This is a genomic window from Cognatilysobacter bugurensis (genome assembly GCF_014652095.1).
Taxonomy (GTDB): domain Bacteria; phylum Pseudomonadota; class Gammaproteobacteria; order Xanthomonadales; family Xanthomonadaceae; genus Cognatilysobacter; species Cognatilysobacter bugurensis.
Genome location: NZ_BMYD01000004.1, coordinates 121585 through 139523 on the forward strand (window position 1 = coordinate 121585; position 17939 = coordinate 139523).

Consider the following 17939-nt stretch of genomic DNA (forward strand, 5'->3'; position numbering starts at 1 on the left):
CTGCGTTGCTGGCGGTGACGCTCGGCGCTTGCACCACGACCGCGCCGAGTTCCACGCCCGCCGCGGTCGAGACGGCCAAGGTCGAGCCGCAGGCCATCGACGAGGCGCGCGCGCTGGCACGCGACACCGCGCAGCTCAGCGGCGCGGCACGCGGCGAGAACGAATCGCGCATCGAGCGCCTGCTCGCCAATCTGGACAACGAGTCGCTGGCGCGGGTTGCGGCCTCGTTGCCGGAAGGCGAGCCGCTGTACAACTACGCTGGTCGGGCGCTGCTGCGTCGCGGCCTGCCGCTGCCACGCCCGTTCGACCGCGCCGCAGCGAGCTTCGGGGCTGACGACCGCCCGCCCGCCGATCGCGACGGCTACCGCCCGCCGCAGCGCCTTGCCGTGTTACTGCCGCTGACCGGTGAACTGGCCGTTGCGGCCGCGCCCGTGCGCGATGGCCTGCTGGCGGCGTTCCACGGCGAAACGCGCCGTCGGCCCGAGATCACGTTCTACGACACCACCGCCGGCGCAGTCGCCGCGTACGACCGCGCGGTCGCGGCCGGCAGCGACTTCGTGGTCGGTCCGCTCAATCGCGACGAGGTCGATGCGGTGTTCCGGCGCGGCACCCTGCCCGTGCCCGTGCTTGCGCTCAACCGCGGCGCGGTCGACCCGCCGGCCGGCCACGTGAGCTTCTCGCTGTCGCCCGAGGATGAAGGCGTTGCGGCGGCCGAGTACCTGCTCGCGCGCGGCGCGCGCAACGTGCTCGTCGTGGCGAACAACGACGAGACGCAGCGCCGCGCGGTCGCGTCGATGCGGTCGCGGCTCGCCGAGCGCGGCGGTCAGGTCACCGCGGTCGTGCCGAACACGACCGAGGACTTCGCTGCGTTCGCACAGCCGGCGACGCCGGTCGACGCCGTGTTCCTTGCGGTCAAGGGCAGCACCGCGCGCACGCTCGTGCCGAAGCTCGCGCTTGCGGGCCTGGGCGACCGCCCGCGCGTGGCGACGTCGCAGCTGCTGTCGGGCACCGGCAAGGCCGACCAGGACCGCGTGCTCGACGGCATTGCGTTCCCGGCCGAGACGTGGACGAACCGCGGCCTCGCGGGCCTGCCGTCGGCCGACAGCGTGGCCTCGCGCCTGCCGAGCGCTCGCGGTGCGGCCGCGCGCCTGTTCGCGTTCGGTCACGACGCGTGGCGCCTGGCTGCGTATCTCGAGCACCTCGCGCGACGCGCGGACGGAAGCTTGGAAGGCGCGACCGGCGTGCTGCGTCTCGACGGCTTCGGCAATGTGCAGCGCACCCCCGCGTGGTCGACATTCAACGGCGGTCGTCCAGTGCCGCTCTCGGATGCCAGCCGCGGTTGACCGGCGCGCGCGCGGCACCGCGGTCGAGGCCGCTGCGCGCGTGCACCTCGAGCGCGCCGGGCTGCGCCCGGTTGTCGCGAACGCCTCGTTCCGGCTCGGCGAGCTCGACCTCGTGATGCTCGATCCCGCCGCCCGCGGCGGCGCATCGCTCGTGTTCGTCGAAGTGCGGTACCGCAGCCACGCGGGGTTCGGCGGCGGTGCGGCGTCGGTCGATGCGCGCAAACGCCGCAAGCTCGTCGCGGCAGCCCAGCTGTTTCTGCTCGCGCATCCCGCGTATGCGCAGCATCCGTGCCGCTTCGACGTGGTCGAGGCCGACGGGGACCCCGCCGCGCCGCGGCTGACCTGGCTGCGCGACGCGTTTCGCGCAGACGACTGAGCAGCGACGGGGTTTGCGATTTCGAAGCGCAGCGGGGTGATGGACCGCAAGCTGCGCGGTTCGCTGAGGACGGATCCCGCGTCGTAAACGACGCAACGTTGGTCAGGCGTCTGGTTCGACGGCGCCCCGGCCCCGCGCCTCATCTCCGCGATAATCCGGCAATGACCGCCCTGCTCCCGGCCGACCTCGACACCGAACTTGCGGCGCTGCTCGGCGACGGCTGGCGCACCGATGCGAACGAGCGACTCACCTACGGCTACGACAACTCGCGCCGGCATGCGATGCCCGACGCGGTCGCGCTGCCGCGCACCCGCGAGCAGGTGGTCGGGCTCGTGCGTGCGTGCCGCCGGCACCGCGTGCCGGTCGTCGCGCGCGGCCGCGGCACGAACACGACCGGCGCGGCCGTGCCGGTCGCAGGCGGCGTGGTCGTCTCGTTCGAGCGCATGGAGCGCATCGTCGACATCCGCCCGGGCGACCGCTGCGCGATCGTCGAGCCCGGCGTGCTCAATGGCGACCTGCAGTCCGCGCTCGCGCCGCACGGGCTGTTCTGGCCGCCCGACCCCACCAGCGCCGCGTTCAGCACCGTCGGCGGCAACCTCGCGTGCAACGCCGGCGGGCCGCGCGCGGTCAAGTACGGTGCGAGCCGCGACAACGTGCTCGCGCTGACCGCGGTGACCGGTGCGGGCGAGCTCATCACCTGCGGCACCGCGACGACGAAGGGCGCGACCGGCTTCGACCTGCAGCGTCTGCTCGTCGGCAGCGAAGGCACGCTCGCGCTCATCGTCGAGGCGACGCTGCGGCTCACGCCCGCCCCGCCCGCGCGACGCGCCGTCCGTGCGATCTATCGCGACGTCGCCAGCGCGGCGGCCGCCGTGGCGCGGCTGATGGCGCAGCCGGTCACGCCATCGATGCTCGAATTCATGGACCACCACGCCGTGCGGCTCGCGCGCGACGTGGGCGGCGCGGACCTGCCGGTCGACGCCGGCGCGCTGCTCATGATCGAAGCCGACGGCGACGCGCATGCGCTCGCGCACGATGTCGACGCCCTGCGTCGTGCGGCGACGGGCGACGGGCTCGTGTCGCTTGACGACGCGCCCGACGAGGCCGCGCGCGCAAAGCTCTGGGCCGCGCGCAAGGCGCTCTCGCCCGCATTGCGCACGCTCGCGCCGGGCAAGATCAACGAGGACGTCGTGGTGCCGGTCTCGCGCATCCCCGCGCTCGTCGACGGCGTGCAGACGATTGCGCGCGAGGCGGACCTTCCGATCGTGACGTTCGGCCACGCCGGCAACGGCAACCTGCACGTCAACATCCTCTACGACCCTGCCGACGCCTCGCAGCACGAACGCGCACACGCCGCGCTGCCGAAGGTGTTCGCGCTTGCGATCTCGCTCGGCGGCACGCTGTCGGGCGAGCACGGCATCGGGCTCGCGAAGCGCGACTTCATTCCGCATGCGATCGACGCGCCGACGCTTGCGCTTATGCGCGCCCTCAAAGCCACGTTCGACCCCGATGCGATCCTCAACCCAGGCAAGCTGCTGCCGCCCGCGTGAGGCAATCGCCGTGGTCATTTCGATTGGGCTCAGGCGCCCTGCCCGCCTCACACGGATGAACCTCGTGCCCGACGCGCGGGCGACCGACGGTGCAACGGGCGCGCATGCCCGCATCCTTCCCGCCATGACCGACCACCTCGACGCCCTGCTCGGCGACATCCGCGACTGCCGCCTGTGCGAGGCGCACCTGCCGCTCGGCCCGCGGCCGGTGCTGCAGGCATCGCCCGGCGCGCGCCTGCTGATCGTGGGGCAGGCGCCGGGCACGAAGGTGCATGCGAGTGGCATCCCATGGACCGACGCGAGCGGCGAGCGGCTGCGTCGCTGGCTGCAGATCGATGAAGCCACCTTCTACGACCCCGCGCGCGTCGCGATCGTGCCGATGGGCTTTTGCTATCCGGGTCGCGCCGGATCCGGCGATGCACCGCCGCGCCCGGAGTGTCGTCGCACCTGGCACCCGCGCTTGCTGCCGCTGCTGCCGGGCGTCGAACTCACGCTGCTGATCGGCCAGTACGCGCAGGCGCATGGCTTGGCCGAACGCCGCAAGGCCACGCTCACCGACACCGTGCGCGCGTGGCGCGAGTACGCGCCGACGGTGTTCCCGCTGCCGCACCCGAGCCCGCGCAACGTCGCGTGGTTCAAGGCGAATCCGTGGTTCGAGGACGAGGTGCTGCCCGCGCTGCGAGATCGGGTGCAGGCCGCGCTCGCGGGCTGAGGCCGCACCCCGCTCCAGCGCGAATCCGGATTAGGCTCGCCGGCTCGACAGGACGGCGGGCGTGCATGGACGGAATGCGAACAAGAGTGCTTGGCGCAACGATGGCGGCGCTGTGTGCGCTGTCCGGCTGCGACCGCAACACGGCGTCCGCGCAGGCGCAGGTCGTGGCCCCACCCCCGCCGGCGGTGCAGGTGGACGACGCCGCACCCGCGCCGGTCGCTCCCCGACACGGCCGCACATGAACTCGTCTCCGAGGCGGGCCGCCGCTACCCCATCTGGGTCGCGCTGCCGGCCGGTTATGCGCAGACCGACCGGCGTTACCCCGTCGTGTTCGTAACGGACGGCGCGTATGCGTTCCCGCTCGTGCGCAGCATCCGCAACCTGCTCGGACAGAGCGGCCGCAATATCGAGGACTTCATCCTCGTCGGACTGCCGCCTGAAGCCGGCCAGACCTCCAAGGCCAGCCGCAGCCGCGACTACACACCCTCCAATCCGCTGCTCGATCCGAGCCAACACCGCGGCAAGCGGTACACCGCCGAGCTTTACGGGGAGGCCGACGCCTACCGCGACTTCATCGAACAGCGCGTGTTTCCGATGGTCGCGCGCCACTACCGTGCCGACATGACGCGCAAGGTGTTCGCGGGCCATTCGCTCGGCGGCCTGTTCGGGGGCCACGTGCTGCTCACGCGCCCATCGATGTTCGAGCACTACATCCTCAGCAGCCCGTCGCTGTGGTTCCACGGCCACCGGATCCGCGCCACCGAGCAGGCGTATGCAGACGCACACGCCGACCTGCCGGCAAACGTGCGCCTCTACATCGGCATGTACGAAACGCCGGGCGACACGGCCCGTCATTACCGAACAGCCGGCATGGTGGGCGACGTGCACGAGTTCGAACGCCGCCTGCGCGCACGCCGCTACCCGGGCCTGCGCATCGACAGCGAAGTCGTCGAGCACGAAGACCACTTGACCGTGTTTCCCGACTCGATCAGCCGTGGACTGCAGTGGGCGCTGCCGGGTACGGAACCGTACACGCCGGGCTGAGCCTCAGGCGAAGTGCACGTAGCCCGCTCGAGGCGCCGCCCACGGCGCGCCATCGTTGCAGCGCACCCGGACCCCGCTGCCCGCGTGCACGCGGCCGATGCGCGTGAGGCGCACGGCGCAGTCCGCCGCGGCGCGCTCGATTTCAGCCGCGTGCCTTGGAGGCGCCGTGAAGCACAGCTCGTAATCGTCGCCGCCGGTCGCCTGCAGCACGCGGCAACGCTCACGCGCGAACGTGGCGTGCAGCGGGTCCGAGGCCGGCAGCGCGTCGACGTCGATCTCAATTGCCGCGCCGCTCGCGCGTGCGATGTGGGCCAGATCCGCGAGCAGACCGTCGGACACGTCGATGCAGGCATGCGCGAGGCCAGCCAGCGCGCCGCCGAGCGCAACGCGCGGCGTCGGTCGGTCGAGCCGCATCCGCAGCGCGGTGTCGTGGGCGGCGCGCGATGCCGCGTCCGCGGCCTCCACGTCCGGCGCGTCACCGCGCCAACGCGCGAGCCCCGCCGCCGCGTCGCCGAGCGTGCCGCTGACCCACACGTCGTCTCCGATGCGGGCACCGTCGCGACGCACGGCCCGGCCCGGCTCGACGACGCCGTGCGCGGTCACGCAGATCGACAGCGGCCCGCGCGTGGTGTCGCCGCCGATGAGCGCGACGCGATGCGCATCGGCGAGCGCGAGGAAACCATCGAGGAACGCATCGACCCAGCGTGCGTCGGGCTGGGGCAACGACAACGACAACGTGCACCACGCGGGCGCCGCGCCCATCGCGGCGAGATCGGACAGGTTCACCGCCAGCGCCTTCCAGCCGATGTCGGCCGGCGCCGTGCCCTCAGGGAAATGCACGCCCGCATTGAGCGTGTCCATTGCGACCACGAGCTGCATGCCCGCGGGCACCTGCAGCAACGCCGCGTCGTCGCCGATGCCGAGCACCACATCGGCGCGCGTCGCGACGCGCGCACGGATTCGCTCGATCAGATCAAACTCGGCCATGTTTTCGCTCGTGCCCTTGAGTGCGCTGCACGCTACAGCCAGCGCGGCACGCGCGTGCGGTAGGCCTGCCATGCGACGCCGAACTTCGCGTCGAGCGCGCGCTCTTCGGGCAGGATCTGGAAGCGCGCCAGCCATGCCATCTGCAGGGGCACGCACAGCGCCGCAATCGCATGCCCGAGATACAGCGCCCATGCGGCGAGCAACAGCACATGCCCGACGTACATCGGGTTGCGACTCACGCGATGCAGGCCGTGCGTGACGAGTGACGTCGCATTCGACGGACGCAGCGGATTGACGGTGGTGCGCACGCGCGAGAACGCGAGCTTCGGCAACCCGTTCGCGAGAAGACCCACGACCGCGAGCGCTGCGGCGACCGCATCGATGGTCGGGTGGCGCAGCATGAACCCGGGCACGTGCACCGAGACCGCCCACATCGCCGCGCCCAGCAGCACCAGCAACAGCGGCGGTGGCAGCCGGGCGTCGAGCACGCGGCTCAGCGCTTGCGCGAGGCCTGCATCTCGACCGCGCGCCACTCCGCGGCTGCCCGATCAAGCACGCCGTTGATGTAGGTGTGGCCGTGCTCGGCGCCGAAGCGCTTCACGCCTTCGATCGCCTCGTTGATGACCACGCGATACGGCACGTCCGGGCGCATGCGCAGCTCGTAGGTCGCGATGCGCAGCGCCGCTCGCTCGACCGGGTCGACCTGTTCGATGTCGCGGTCGAGGAATGGCTGCAGCGCATCGTCGAGCGCTTCCTGGTGCGCATCGACGCCGCGCACGAGGTCTTCGAAGTACTCGAGGTCGGCCACTTCCTTCGCCTGCTCGTGCGCGAACTGCGCGATGACATCGCGCGCGGTCGCACCGGACAGCTGCCATGCGTACAGCGCCTGCACGGCGCGGCGGCGCGCACGCGAACGCGCAACCGGATCGATGCCATCAGGGCGGCGGCGGTGGTTCATGCGACTTCCTCGATGCGCGCGACCGCCGCGAACTGCGGCAGCAGATGGGTCATCTCGAGCGCCGCAAGCGCGGCCTCCTCGCCCTTGTTGCCGTGGCTGCCGCCAGCGCGCGCCTCGGCGTCTTCGTGGCGCTCGACCGCGAGCACGCCGTTCGCAACCGGCAGCCGGTAATCGAGCGACACGCGCATCAGCCCTTCCGCACAGCGATCGGCGACGTGCTCGTAATGACGGGTGTCACCGCGCACCACGCAGCCGAGTGCGACCACGGCCGCGTGCGCGCCGGCCTGCGCAATGCCGGCGGCGGCGAGCGGGATTTCCCATGCGCCCGGCACGCGCACGACATCGACGGCCGACTCGGGCACGCCGTGCGCCGCGAGCGCCTGCCGCGCGCCGGCGACGAGCGTGTCGGTGATGCGCGGGTTCCAGCGGCTGGCGATGATCGCGAACCGCGCGCCGGGCGGGCAGCGCAGGTCGCCTTCGAAATGGGCCATCGGGCAGTCTTCGGGTGGGGCGGAGGGCGCGTAGTGTACGGGGTCGATGCGGCGCGGCCGTTCAGGCCAGTTCGACGTACTCGACGACCTCAAGCCCGAAACCGCCCAGGCCGATCTGCTTGCGCGGTGTGCCGAGCACGCGCAGCTTGCCGAGGCCGAGGTCGGCGAGGATCTGGCCACCGGCGCCGTTGCGCCGCCATTCGGCCACCGCGTGGCCGCGCGACGGTGCTTCGGGCTCGGCCGGCGTGGCGCGGATGCGGGCCAGCAGTGCGTCGGCATCGGCGCTGTCGGCGAGCAGCACGAGCGCGCCGCGGCCTTCACGCGCGATCGCCGCAAGCACGTCGCCGACTGCAGGGCCGAAGTCCGGCCGGCGCCAGTGCAGCGCATCGGAGAGCGGGTTCTGCACGTGCACGCGCACCAGTGTCGGCGCATCGGCGTCGGGCTCGCCGCGCAGTAGGGCGAAATGCAGCGCACGCGAGAGGCGGTCCCGGTAGCTCACAAGCTGGAATTCGCCGTGCTCGGTGTCGATCGTGCGCGCATCCACGCGCTCGACCGTGTGCTCGGTTTCGAGCCGATGCCGGATCAGCGCTTCGATCGAGCCCATCTTGAGCCCGTGCTCGCGCGCGAACGCCTCGAGCTCGGGCCGGCGCGCCATCGAGCCGTCGGGGTTGAGGATCTCGACGAGCACGCCGGCGGGCTCAAGCCCGGCGAGCAACGCAAGATCGCTCGCCGCCTCGGTGTGGCCGGCGCGCGTGAGCACACCGCCGGGTTGCGCGGTCAGCGGGAAGATGTGGCCCGGCTGGTTGAGGTCGTCGGCGCTCGCGTCCGGGCGTACTGCGGTGCGCACCGTATGGGCGCGGTCGTAGGCGCTGATGCCCGTCGTGACGCCCTCGGCCGCCTCGATCGAGACGGTGAAGTTCGTGTGGTGGGGCGACGTGTTCGACTGCACCATCGGCGGCAGGCCGAGCTGGCGGCAGCGTTCCCTCGTCAATGACAGGCACACCAGGCCGCGCGCGTGCGTGACCATGAAATTGATGTCCTGCGGCCGCACGAGCTCGGCGGCCATGATGAGGTCGCCCTCGTTCTCGCGGTCCTCGTCGTCGACGATGACGACCATGCGGCCGGCGCGGATCTCTTCGAGCAGTTCGGGAATCGGGCTGAAGCTCATGACGGTTTCCTGGAATTGACGTAACCGGGCAAGCGCAGCGCCCGGGGTCGACGCGCGGCGCGGTTACGCGCGCCCGCCCTGCAGCAGCCGCTCGACGTAGCGCGCGACGAGGTCGATCTCGAGGTTCACCACATCGCCAACGCGCGCCGCTGAGAACGCGGTGTGCGCGACCGTGTGCGGCACGAGCGCGACCTCAAAGCCCGCGTCGTCGACGTGGTTGACCGTGAGACTCACGCCGTCGACGCAGATCGAGCCCTTCTTGGCGATGTAGCGCAGCAACGACGTCGGCGCCGAGAAGCGCCAGCGCTGCGCACGCGCGTCGGGCTCGATCGACTCGACCGCGCCGACGCCGTCGACGTGGCCGCTCACGAGGTGGCCACCGAGGCGGTCGTGCGGGCGCATCGCGCGCTCGAGGTTGACCGGTGCGCCGGGACCGAGCCGGCCGAGCGTGGTGAGCGCGAGCGTCTCGGTCGACACGTCTGCGTCGAAGCCGGCGTCGTCGAACGCGATGACGGTCAGGCACACGCCGTTGACGGCGATGCTCTCGCCGAGGCGCACGTCGACGAACGGCAGCGTGCCCGCCTGGATGCGCAGGCGCACGTCGCCCCCGTGCGGCTCGGCCGCGACGAGCGCGCCGACGCCTTCGATGAGGCCGGTGAACATCAGCGCCCCCCGGCGGCAGCGGCCGCGCACAGGGCGGTAATCGACTGGGACATGAAACGTTTCTCGCAAGTGGACACGGGCGAAAAACGCCTCAAGGCATGAGGCGACGCACGACGCCGGCCCGGGGCCGCCGTCGCTCGAAGCCGTCTTCTTTCATCCGGACTGTGAGGACGGCGCAGGCCGTCCAACCGTCGGCTCCGGCATTCGACCGGATCTGCTGACCCCGACACGCAAGGCGACGGGCGCTCGCGGGCTCGTGCGCATCGCGCACCTACCGCCGGTGGGGAATCTCACCCCGCCCTGAAGACGTCGTGGAAGCCGGCGAACCGGCCGTGGGCATTGTAGCCCCGGAGCCCCGCCGACAGACGCTGCCGGCCGGTTCGCACCGTTGCACCGCTGGAGCCTCATCGCGATGCACTGCGCTGACCGGGCCGCCCGCGGGTGACTTACGTCGCGCGCGGCCGCAGCGTCAGGCGCAGATCGGCCCCGAACGTGCGCGTTTCGACCAGTTCAAGCTGCAGGCGCTCGGCCATCGTGTCGATGTCGAGCCCATCGAACAGCGGGCGTGCCCGCGCGCCGAGCAGCACCGGGGCGATGTACAGCACAAGCTCGTCGACGAGACCCGCGGCCAGGAAACCGCCGGCAAGCGTCGCGCCGGCCTCGACGAGGACCTCGTTGATGTCGCGCGCGGCGAGCATGGCGAGCACTGCTTGCAGGTCGAAGCGGCCGCCGTGCACGGGCGCTGCCGCGAGCTGCGCGTCGAGTCCGCGCGGCGGCTTCACATCCGGCGCATGCACATACAGCGTGGGCGACCCGCCTTCCCGCACGCGGCCGCGATGCACCGTCGCCAGCCCGGCGTCGAGCACGACGCGCAGCGGCGGCGCGACGTCGACGCCGTCGAGGCGGACCGTCATCGCGGGGTCATCGGCAAGCACCGTGCCCGAGCCGGTCACGATCGCGCCCGCGCATGCACGCCAGCGCTGCACGTCCGCGCGCGCCGCCGCGCCCGTGATCCATTTCGATTCGCCGCTCGCGAGCGCGGTGCGGCCGTCAAGGCTCATCGCGAGCTTGACGCGCACCCACGGCCGGCCGCGCACGAGGCGCGACAGATAGCCCGCGTTGAGCGCGCGCGCCTGCGCTTCGAGCAAACCGCTTTCGACCGCGATGCCAGCCGCGCGCAGGCGATCGAAGCCCGCGCCGTCCACCTGCGGAAACGGATCGCGCATCGCGGCCACGACGCGCGAGACGCCGGCGTCGATGAGCGCGTTCGCACACGGACCAGTGCGCCCAGTGTGCGCGCACGGTTCCAGCGTCACGTACGCGGTCGCGCCGCGGGCTGCATCGCCGGCCGCGCGCAGAGCGTGCACCTCGGCATGCGGCTCGCCCGCACGCACGTGGTAGCCGTCACCGACCACGCGCTCGCCGTGTGCGAGCACGCAGCCCACCATCGGGTTCGGGCGGGTCGTGTAGCGGCCGCGCGCTGCAAGCCGCAGTGCGTGCGCCATGTGCGCGTGGTCCGTCGCGCTGAAGCCGGCGTCGGGCCACGTCGCCGCTTGCGCGCTGTCCGTCACGGCACCTTCTTGCGCGCGCGCGCGAGTGCCGCCGGCTCGCCGTCGAGCAGCGGCAGCTGGCTCTCGGCCGGCGCCGCTTCACGCTCGAGTCGGTCGAGCTCCTCGCGGAAATCCGCCACGTCCTGGAAGGAGCGGTACACGGACGCGAAGCGCACGTAGCCGACGTGGTCGAGCTTGCGCAGCTCGGCCATTACGAACTCACCGACGCGTCGCGACGCAAGCTCGCGCTCGGCGGTCATGCGCAGCTGGTGCACGACCGCGCGCACCGCCGCCTCGATCTGCTCCTCGGCGACCGGCCGCTTCTGCAGCGCGCGATCAAAGCCATTGCGCAGCTTGCGGGCATCGAATGCCTCGCGCCGGCCGTCGCCTTTGATGATGACCGGCAGCTTGAGTTCGATCGTCTCCAGCGTCGAAAACCGCTCGCCACAGGCTTCGCACACGCGTCGCCGGCGGATCGTCGCGCCGTCTTCGGACACGCGCGAATCGATCACGCGCGTGTCGCTGTGCTGGCAGAACGGGCAGTGCATGCGGTGCCGCGGGCCTCAGCCGTAGACCGGGAAGCGCTTGCACTGGGCCTGGACGGCCTCCGCAACGCGCTCGATCACGGCCTCGTCCTTCGGTGCGTCGAGCACGTCGGCGATCCAGTTCGCGAGGTCGACGCACTCGGCTTCGCCGTAGCCGCGCGTGGTCACCGCGGGCGTGCCCAGGCGCAGGCCCGAGGTCACGAACGGCGAGCGCGGATCACCCGGCACTGCGTTCTTGTTGACGGTGATGTGCGCGCGACCCAGCGCGGCCTCCGCGTCTTTGCCGCTGACCTCGCGGCCGATCATGTCGACGAGCATGAGGTGGTTTTCAGTGCCGCCGGAGACGATGTTGTAGCCGCGCTCGATCAGCGTTTTCGCCATCGCCTGCGCGTTGCGCACGACCTGCTGCTGGTAGGCCTGGAAGTCCGCTTCGAGCGCTTCCTTGAACGCGACCGCCTTCGCGGCGATCACGTGCATGAGCGGGCCGCCCTGGATGCCGGGGAACACGATGCTCTGCAGCTTCTTGACCAGATCCTCGGACGGATTCTTCGCAACGATGATGCCCCCGCGCGGGCCGCGAAGGGTCTTGTGCGTCGTCGAGGTCACCACGTGCGCGTGCGGAAGCGGGCTCGGATAGACACCGGCCGCGACGAGGCCGGCGATATGCGCCATGTCGACGAAGAAGATCGCGCCGACCGCATCGGCGATCTCGCGCATGCGCACCCAGTCGACGATGCGCGAATACGCGGAGAAACCCGCGATCAGCATCTTCGGCTTGTGCTCGTGCGCGAGGCGCTCGACTTCGGCGTAGTCGATGAGGCCCTGCTCGTCGACGCCGTACTGCACGGCGTTGAACAGCTTGCCCGAGGCGTTAACCTTCGCCCCGTGGGTGAGGTGGCCGCCGTGCGCGAGGCTCATGCCGAGAATCGTGTCGCCCGGCTGCAGCAGGGCGAAATACACGGCTTGGTTGGCCTGCGAGCCCGAATGCGGCTGCACGTTCGCGTAGTCGGCATCGAACAGTTGCTTGCAGCGGTCGATGGCCAGCTGCTCGGCAACGTCGACGTATTCGCAACCGCCGTAGTAGCGCTTACCCGGATAGCCTTCGGCGTACTTGTTCGTGAGCTGGCTGCCCTGGGCTTCGAGCACGCGTGGGCTCGCGTAGTTTTCCGACGCGATCAGCTCGACGTGGTCTTCCTGCCGGCGGGCCTCGTTCGCGATCGCCTGGGCGAGTTCGGGGTCATAACCTTCGATACGGGCATCGCGCGCGAACATCGCCACTCCGGACATCTGTAGGGGACCGGAAGTTTACCGGCAATGGCTCCGCCGGACCGACGCGACGCCACGCCGGTACCGGCGCGCCCGGACGCGGGCGCCAGCGCCCGTGGCTCGAGCACAGGGGCGCTGTAGCGCGCGGGCGGCTGCGGCGCGCCCCGCCCGGCCCGTATAATTGCCGGCTATCCCGACCTTTCCGGCCCTGCCCCGTGCAGGTCGCCGCCGCCTGCCCCGCTGTGCCGCGCGTTCGATCCAAGCGCGTCACCGTGATCGACCGGAGTGCCCATGTCGCAATACATCTACACCATGAACGGTGTCAGCAAGACCGTTCCACCCAAGCGCCAGATCATCAAGGACATTTCGCTGTCGTTCTTCCCGGGCGCGAAGATCGGCCTGCTCGGTCTCAACGGCTCGGGCAAGTCCACCGTGCTGAAGATCATGGCCGGCGTCGACCAGGATTTCTCCGGCGAAGCGCGGCCGCAGCCGGGCATCAAGGTCGGCTACCTCGCGCAGGAACCGGAGCTCAATGCCGAGCACACCGTTCGCCAGGCCGTCGAGGAAGGCGTGGGCGAAGTGCTGCAGGCACAGGCGCGCCTCGAGGAGGTTTACGCGGCGTACGCCGAAGAAAACGCGGACTTCGATGCACTCGCCAAGGAACAGGAGCGGCTGGAGGCAATCCTCGCCGCCGGCGACGCGCACACGCTTGAAAACCAGCTCGAAGTCGCGGCCGACGCGCTGCGCCTGCCGCCGTGGGAGGCCGTCGTCGGCAAGCTCTCGGGCGGTGAGAAGCGCCGCGTCGCGCTGTGCCGCCTGCTGCTGCAGAAGCCCGACATGCTGCTGCTCGACGAACCGACGAACCATCTCGACGCCGAGTCGGTCGAGTGGCTGGAGCAGTTCCTCGCGCGCTACACCGGCACCGTGGTGGCCGTTACCCACGATCGCTACTTCCTCGACAACGCGGCCGAGTGGATCCTCGAGCTCGACCGCGGCCGTGGCATTCCGTGGAAGGGCAATTACACCGAGTGGCTGACGCAGAAGGACGAGCGCCTGAAGCAGGAAGAGAACCAGGAAAAGTCGCGCCAGAAGGCGATCCAGAAGGAACTCGAGTGGGCCCGCAGCAATGCGAAGGGCGGCCGCTCGAAGGGCAAGGCGCGCCTTGCGCGCATCGAGGAGCTGCAGTCGGTCGATTACCAGCGCCGCCAGGAGACGAACGAGATCTTCATCCCGCCGGGCGAGCGCCTGGGCCAGAAGGTCATCGAGTTCAAGAACGTCAGCAAGACGTACGGCGACCGCCTGCTGATCGATGACCTGTCGTTTGCGGTTCCGCCGGGCGCCATCGTCGGCATCATCGGGCCGAACGGCGCAGGCAAGTCGACGCTGTTCCGCATGATCGTCGGCCAGGAAAAGCCCGATTCGGGTTCGATCGACATGGGCCCGACGGTGAAGCTTGCCTACGTCGACCAGAGCCGCGATGCGCTGACCGGCAATCACAATGTGTTCCAGGAAGTGTCCGGCGGCCTCGATATCCTCAACATCAATGGCATCGAGATTCAGTCGCGTGCCTACATCGGCCGCTTCAACTTCAAGGGCCAGGACCAGCAGAAGATGGTCGGCTCGCTGTCGGGCGGTGAACGCGGCCGCCTGCACATGGCGAAGACGCTGCTGCAGGGCGGCAACGTGCTGCTGCTCGACGAACCGTCGAACGACCTCGACATCGAGACGTTGCGCGCGCTCGAAGACGCGTTGCTCGAGTTCCCGGGCAACACGTTCGTGATCTCGCATGACCGCTGGTTCCTCGACCGCATCGCGACGCACATCCTCGCGTTCGAAGGCAACTCGCACGTCGAGTTCTTCCAGGGCAACTACCGCGAGTACGAGGAAGACAAGAAGCGTCGACTCGGCGCGGAAGGCGCGCAACCGCACCGCCTGCGGTTCAAGGCGCTCAAGTAAGCGTTTTATCCGGACGCCCGCCCTCACCGGCGGGCGTTCGCGCATCCGGAGATGCCATGACGACGAATTTCATGCAGGCGCTGCGTGCACGCTGGCGCGACGCCGACACGCTGGTGTGCGTCGGCCTCGATCCCGAGCCCGGGAAGTTTCCTGCTCGTTTTTTGAGCGATCCCGACGCGGTGTTCGCGTTCTGCCGCGACATCGCCGATGCGACGGCCGACTACGCCTGTGCATTCAAACCGCAGATCGCGCACTTCGCGGCGCTCGGCGCGGAAGATGCGCTCGCGCGGCTCATCGCACATCTGCACGCCGTGCATCCGGACGTGCCGGTGATCCTCGACAGCAAACGCGGCGACATCGGCTCGACCGCGCAGCATTACGCCACCGAGGCGTTCGACCGCTACCGCGCCGATGCGGTCACGGCGAATCCTTACCTCGGCCGCGACGCGCTGCAGCCGTTCCTCGACCGGGCCGACCGCGGCGTCGTGATCCTGTGCCGGACCTCGAACCCGGGTGCGGGCGAGTTGCAGGACCTGCTCGTCGCGGGACGACCGCTGTACCAGCACGTGGCCGAGAAAGCCGCGGTGAAGTGGAATGCGCACGGCAACGTCGCGCTCGTCGTCGGTGCGACCTGGCCCGAACAGCTCGCCGAAGTGCGCGCGATCGTCGGCGACGTGCCGCTGCTCGTGCCCGGTGTCGGCGCGCAGGGCGGCGATGCGGCCGCGGTGGTCCGCAACGCGAAGACCGCCGACGGCACGGGGCTGATGATCAGCTCCTCGCGCGCGGTGCTCTACGCCTCAAACGGCGACGATTACGCGCAGGCCGCGGCCGCCGCAGCACGTACGCTGCGCGACGAGATCAACCGGCACCGCTGAGCCGTTGCAAGCCGCTGCGCCCGATCCCCGGGTATGGGCGACCGTCAGGCGGCGTGCACCCGCAAGCCGTTAGGCTGCGACGGTCCGTCGAGTGGAGAGCCGCCATGCACCGTCGCTTCGTGCCCGCCTGCGTCGTCGCCGCGCTGCTGATTGCGCCCGCCGCCGTCGCGCAGACGCCTGCCGGCGACGGTCCCGAGTGGTGGGCGAACGTCAACCTCGTCTCCTACCACCTGGGCGACGAGGACGACTTCCTCGCACCCGGCGAGCGTTTCAACCAGGAGAACTGGGGCGCCGGCGTCGAACTGCAGTGGCGCCCGCGGCATGGCGCGTCGGCGGGTTATTACCGCAACTCGGTCGACGAGGACTCGTGGTACGCGCTCTACCACTACACCCCGCTGCAGTTCGGCCCCTACGTGCGCGTCGGCGGCATGGTCGGCGCGGTCACGGGCTACCCCGGATATAACGACGGCGGCGTCGCGCCCGCGGCCGGGCTCGTCGCAAAGATCGAGCGCGGCCGTTTCGGCGTGAACCTGATCTACCTGCCCTACCTCGAAGACGTCACGCCGCACACGATCGGGTTGCAGTTCAAGCTTCGGCTCGACCGTTAAGCGCGGCCAATCGTCCCGCTCAGTCGCGCGACCGCGACCACGCGCGCAGCGCTGCGATCGGAAACCGCACCCACACGAGCGCGAACACCGCAGCCCGGACCGGCGCCCCGCGCTGCGGCGCCTCGAACGTCGCGAAATAGCGCCACAGCCCGCGGTGCTTGTGCCATTCCACGAACCACGGCCGCGAGCGGCTCGACACGCCGCGCACGTGTATGACGCGCACGTCGTTTGCTACGGCCACCGTGGCGCCCGCGAGGCGCGCACGGCGGCAGAGGTCGAGATCCTCGGCGTGCAGTCGGTAGCGCTCGTCGAAGCCACCGAGCCGCGTGTGGAGCGTCCGCGGCAGCAGCATCAGCGCGCCCGACACCGCGTCGACCCGTTGCAGCGGCCGGCCGTCGTCGATCTCGATCGCCAACTGCGTGGGCGCACCTTTCGTTCGCAGGGCACCGCGCAGCAATGCCGCGAAATCCGGGTCGCGCCGGCGTGCGGCCGCGTCTCGAATGCCGTCCTCGCCGACGAGGTCCGCGCCCACGAGCATCGGCGGCGCCGTCTGGGCATGCGCGCGCAGCCGCGCGAGCGTGTCGCGCTCGACGAGGCAGTCGGGATTGACGAACGCGATCCACGGCGAATCGCCATCGGCCGCGCCCTGGTTACACGCAACGCCAAAGCCGGGGTTGTCCGGGTTTGCGACGAAGCGCACCCGCGTGTCGGCGAGCGCATGCCTTTGCACGATCGCGAGCGTGTCGTCATCGGAGGCGTTGTCGACCACGCGGATCACGCGCACGTCGTCGGCTTCGCGCAGGCGCTGCAGGCAGGCGTCGATCGTCGACGCACTGCGGTAGGTGACCACCACCGCGTCGATTGAACGCGGGGTGGCGTCGTGCGACGAATTCATGCGGGCAGCGCATCCGGCGCAGCCGATGCCGCTCTGTGGAAGGCCGGTTGCACGCCGAACGTGACGGTCGCCGCGGGCCCGGCATCGCCGTCGTCGTCGAACAGGTCGTGCTGCCGGTCCGCATGCGCCAGCTCGGCGCTGCGCTGCGACAGGCGCTCGCGCCGCGCGTGCAGCGGGTCGCGCATGAGGAAGTTGGCGAGCCGGGCATGCCAGTCGGGCCAGCGCACGGCGAGCGCCTCGACGTCGCCGTCGACCATCGTGCCCTCGTGCAGGCGCGCGACGAACGCGGATTCGCACAGCGCGTTCCGCCAGCCCAGGCCTGAGAGCCGCAGCGAAAGGTCCGTCAGCGCCGCCTGCCAGCTGCGAAAGCCGGTCGCGTCGACGCCACCGGCGCGCTGCCGGGCCACGCCGCGCAGCAGCACTGCGTGACCGACCGCGGCCGGCAGTTCGGGCGCGCTCGTCGGCAACGATGCGGCCGCGGCGGCGATCCGATCGAGGTCGTGCGGGATCGGCGCGGCGCGGGCGGCGCGGGCGACGCGCGGCCACGACGCCGTCTCGCCGGCGTTGCACCACGGGGTGATCGTCGCGATCGCCCGATCATCCGCCAGCGCGGCGGCCATGCGCTCGAGCCAACCCGGCGTGGGCACGGCGTCGGACGCGAGCACGGCCACATCGGCATTGCCGCAGGCGGCCAGCGCTTCTGCGACATGCGCCGTCTCGCCGACCCCGACGCTGCGCCGGGTGTAATCGGCCTGCAAACGCGTGTGCGCGCACCAGTGTTCGATCAGCGCGTGTGCGCGCGGCCCGACCTGGGCGTCGTCCGCAAGCCAGACGCGCGTGCCGGGGGGCGTCGAGCGCTCGAGCGCCGCGAGGCAGCGGTCGAGCGCCGCATCGTCGGCGCGGACCGGCACGAGCACGAGCGGCAGGCGGGCGCCGGACGATCGCGACATCG

At 70.9% G+C, this 17939-nt stretch carries 18 protein-coding genes, 1 pseudogene and 1 riboswitch; of the genes and pseudogenes, 8 read left to right on the plus strand and 11 right to left on the minus strand.

Translation table 11 applies throughout. From position 1 onward, the window contains the following. Window positions 1-59: 59 nt before the first annotated feature. From IE075_RS11980 to IE075_RS12000, 5 genes and pseudogenes are all read left to right on the plus strand, one after another. Window positions 60-1343: pseudogene (locus IE075_RS11980) on the plus strand (penicillin-binding protein activator); the annotation flags it as partial. Beyond that, window positions 1327-1719: a YraN family protein gene (locus tag IE075_RS11985; RefSeq protein ID WP_189456859.1), complete on the plus strand. Its 393-nt coding sequence runs from the start codon at window positions 1327-1329 to the stop codon at window positions 1717-1719. The pseudogene IE075_RS11980 and the gene IE075_RS11985, both read left to right, overlap by 17 nt. 161 nt (window positions 1720-1880) lie before the next feature. Then, on the plus strand, window positions 1881-3269 hold the full coding sequence (locus tag IE075_RS11990; RefSeq protein ID WP_189456860.1) for an FAD-binding oxidoreductase: 1389 nt from the start codon (window positions 1881-1883) through the stop codon (window positions 3267-3269). Window positions 3270-3324: 55 nt separating this feature from the next. Then, window positions 3325-3981: a uracil-DNA glycosylase family protein gene (locus IE075_RS11995; RefSeq protein ID WP_229792498.1), complete on the plus strand. Its 657-nt coding sequence runs from the start codon at window positions 3325-3327 to the stop codon at window positions 3979-3981. 114 nt (window positions 3982-4095) lie between these two features. After that, entirely contained in the window at window positions 4096-5025 is a 930-nt protein-coding gene (locus tag IE075_RS12000) for an alpha/beta hydrolase (protein ID WP_189456862.1), read from the plus strand. Between the two features lie 3 nt (window positions 5026-5028). Here the strand turns inward: IE075_RS12000 and thiL are convergent, their stop codons facing one another. From thiL to glyA, 9 genes are all read right to left on the minus strand, one after another. After that, window positions 5029-6012: a thiamine-phosphate kinase gene (gene thiL / locus IE075_RS12005; RefSeq protein ID WP_189456864.1), complete on the minus strand. Its 984-nt coding sequence runs from the start codon at window positions 6010-6012 to the stop codon at window positions 5029-5031. Window positions 6013-6044: 32 nt separating this feature from the next. Then, on the minus strand, window positions 6045-6545 hold the full coding sequence (locus IE075_RS12010; protein WP_229792499.1) for a methyltransferase family protein: 501 nt from the start codon (window positions 6543-6545) through the stop codon (window positions 6045-6047). Continuing rightward, complete coding sequence (gene nusB / locus IE075_RS12015; protein WP_189456866.1) at window positions 6506-6970, minus strand: transcription antitermination factor NusB; 465 nt, start codon at window positions 6968-6970, stop codon at window positions 6506-6508. Before nusB ends, IE075_RS12010 begins: the two co-directional genes overlap by 40 nt. Further along, window positions 6967-7461, minus strand: a complete 495-nt coding sequence (gene ribH, locus IE075_RS12020; protein ID WP_189456868.1) for a 6,7-dimethyl-8-ribityllumazine synthase — start codon at window positions 7459-7461, stop codon at window positions 6967-6969. Before ribH ends, nusB begins: the two co-directional genes overlap by 4 nt. Before the next feature lie 61 nt (window positions 7462-7522). Next, complete coding sequence (ribB, locus tag IE075_RS12025; RefSeq protein ID WP_189456870.1) at window positions 7523-8629, minus strand: 3,4-dihydroxy-2-butanone-4-phosphate synthase; 1107 nt, start codon at window positions 8627-8629, stop codon at window positions 7523-7525. Between the two features lie 63 nt (window positions 8630-8692). Further along, window positions 8693-9292 (minus strand): riboflavin synthase, encoded by a 600-nt coding sequence (locus IE075_RS12030; RefSeq protein ID WP_189456872.1) that lies wholly within the window; start codon window positions 9290-9292, stop codon window positions 8693-8695. 141 nt (window positions 9293-9433) lie between these two features. Beyond that, a riboswitch (FMN riboswitch) is annotated at window positions 9434-9604 on the minus strand. A 134-nt stretch (window positions 9605-9738) separates the two neighbouring features. After that, window positions 9739-10863, minus strand: a complete 1125-nt coding sequence (ribD, locus tag IE075_RS12035) for a bifunctional diaminohydroxyphosphoribosylaminopyrimidine deaminase/5-amino-6-(5-phosphoribosylamino)uracil reductase RibD (RefSeq protein WP_343224904.1) — start codon at window positions 10861-10863, stop codon at window positions 9739-9741. Further along, complete coding sequence (gene nrdR / locus IE075_RS12040; protein ID WP_189456874.1) at window positions 10860-11390, minus strand: transcriptional regulator NrdR; 531 nt, start codon at window positions 11388-11390, stop codon at window positions 10860-10862. Before nrdR ends, ribD begins: the two co-directional genes overlap by 4 nt. A 15-nt stretch (window positions 11391-11405) precedes the next feature. After that, window positions 11406-12659, minus strand: coding sequence for a serine hydroxymethyltransferase (gene glyA / locus IE075_RS12045; protein ID WP_189456876.1), 1254 nt, complete (start codon window positions 12657-12659; stop codon window positions 11406-11408). Between the two features lie 285 nt (window positions 12660-12944). Here glyA and ettA point away from each other — a divergent pair, with 285 nt between their 5' ends. The 3 genes from ettA (at window position 12945) to IE075_RS12060 (ending at window position 16092) form a co-directional block, all read left to right on the plus strand. Beyond that, a complete protein-coding gene (gene ettA, locus IE075_RS12050) occupies window positions 12945-14609 on the plus strand; it encodes an energy-dependent translational throttle protein EttA (RefSeq protein ID WP_189456878.1) in 1665 nt (554 codons plus the stop codon). Between the two features lie 56 nt (window positions 14610-14665). After that, window positions 14666-15484 (plus strand): orotidine-5'-phosphate decarboxylase, encoded by an 819-nt coding sequence (pyrF, locus tag IE075_RS12055; RefSeq protein ID WP_189456880.1) that lies wholly within the window; start codon window positions 14666-14668, stop codon window positions 15482-15484. Between the two features lie 104 nt (window positions 15485-15588). Beyond that, a complete protein-coding gene (locus IE075_RS12060) occupies window positions 15589-16092 on the plus strand; it encodes a hypothetical protein (RefSeq protein WP_189456882.1) in 504 nt (167 codons plus the stop codon). Between the two features lie 19 nt (window positions 16093-16111). Here the strand turns inward: IE075_RS12060 and IE075_RS12065 are convergent, their stop codons facing one another. Together IE075_RS12065 and IE075_RS12070 are read right to left on the minus strand one after the other, a co-directional pair. Beyond that, window positions 16112-16987, minus strand: a complete 876-nt coding sequence (locus tag IE075_RS12065; protein WP_189456884.1) for a glycosyltransferase family 2 protein — start codon at window positions 16985-16987, stop codon at window positions 16112-16114. Further along, entirely contained in the window at window positions 16984-17937 is a 954-nt protein-coding gene (locus tag IE075_RS12070) for a glycosyltransferase family 2 protein (RefSeq protein ID WP_189456885.1), read from the minus strand. The genes IE075_RS12065 and IE075_RS12070 overlap by 4 nt, the downstream gene beginning before the upstream one ends. Between the last annotated feature and the right edge of the window lie 2 nt (window positions 17938-17939).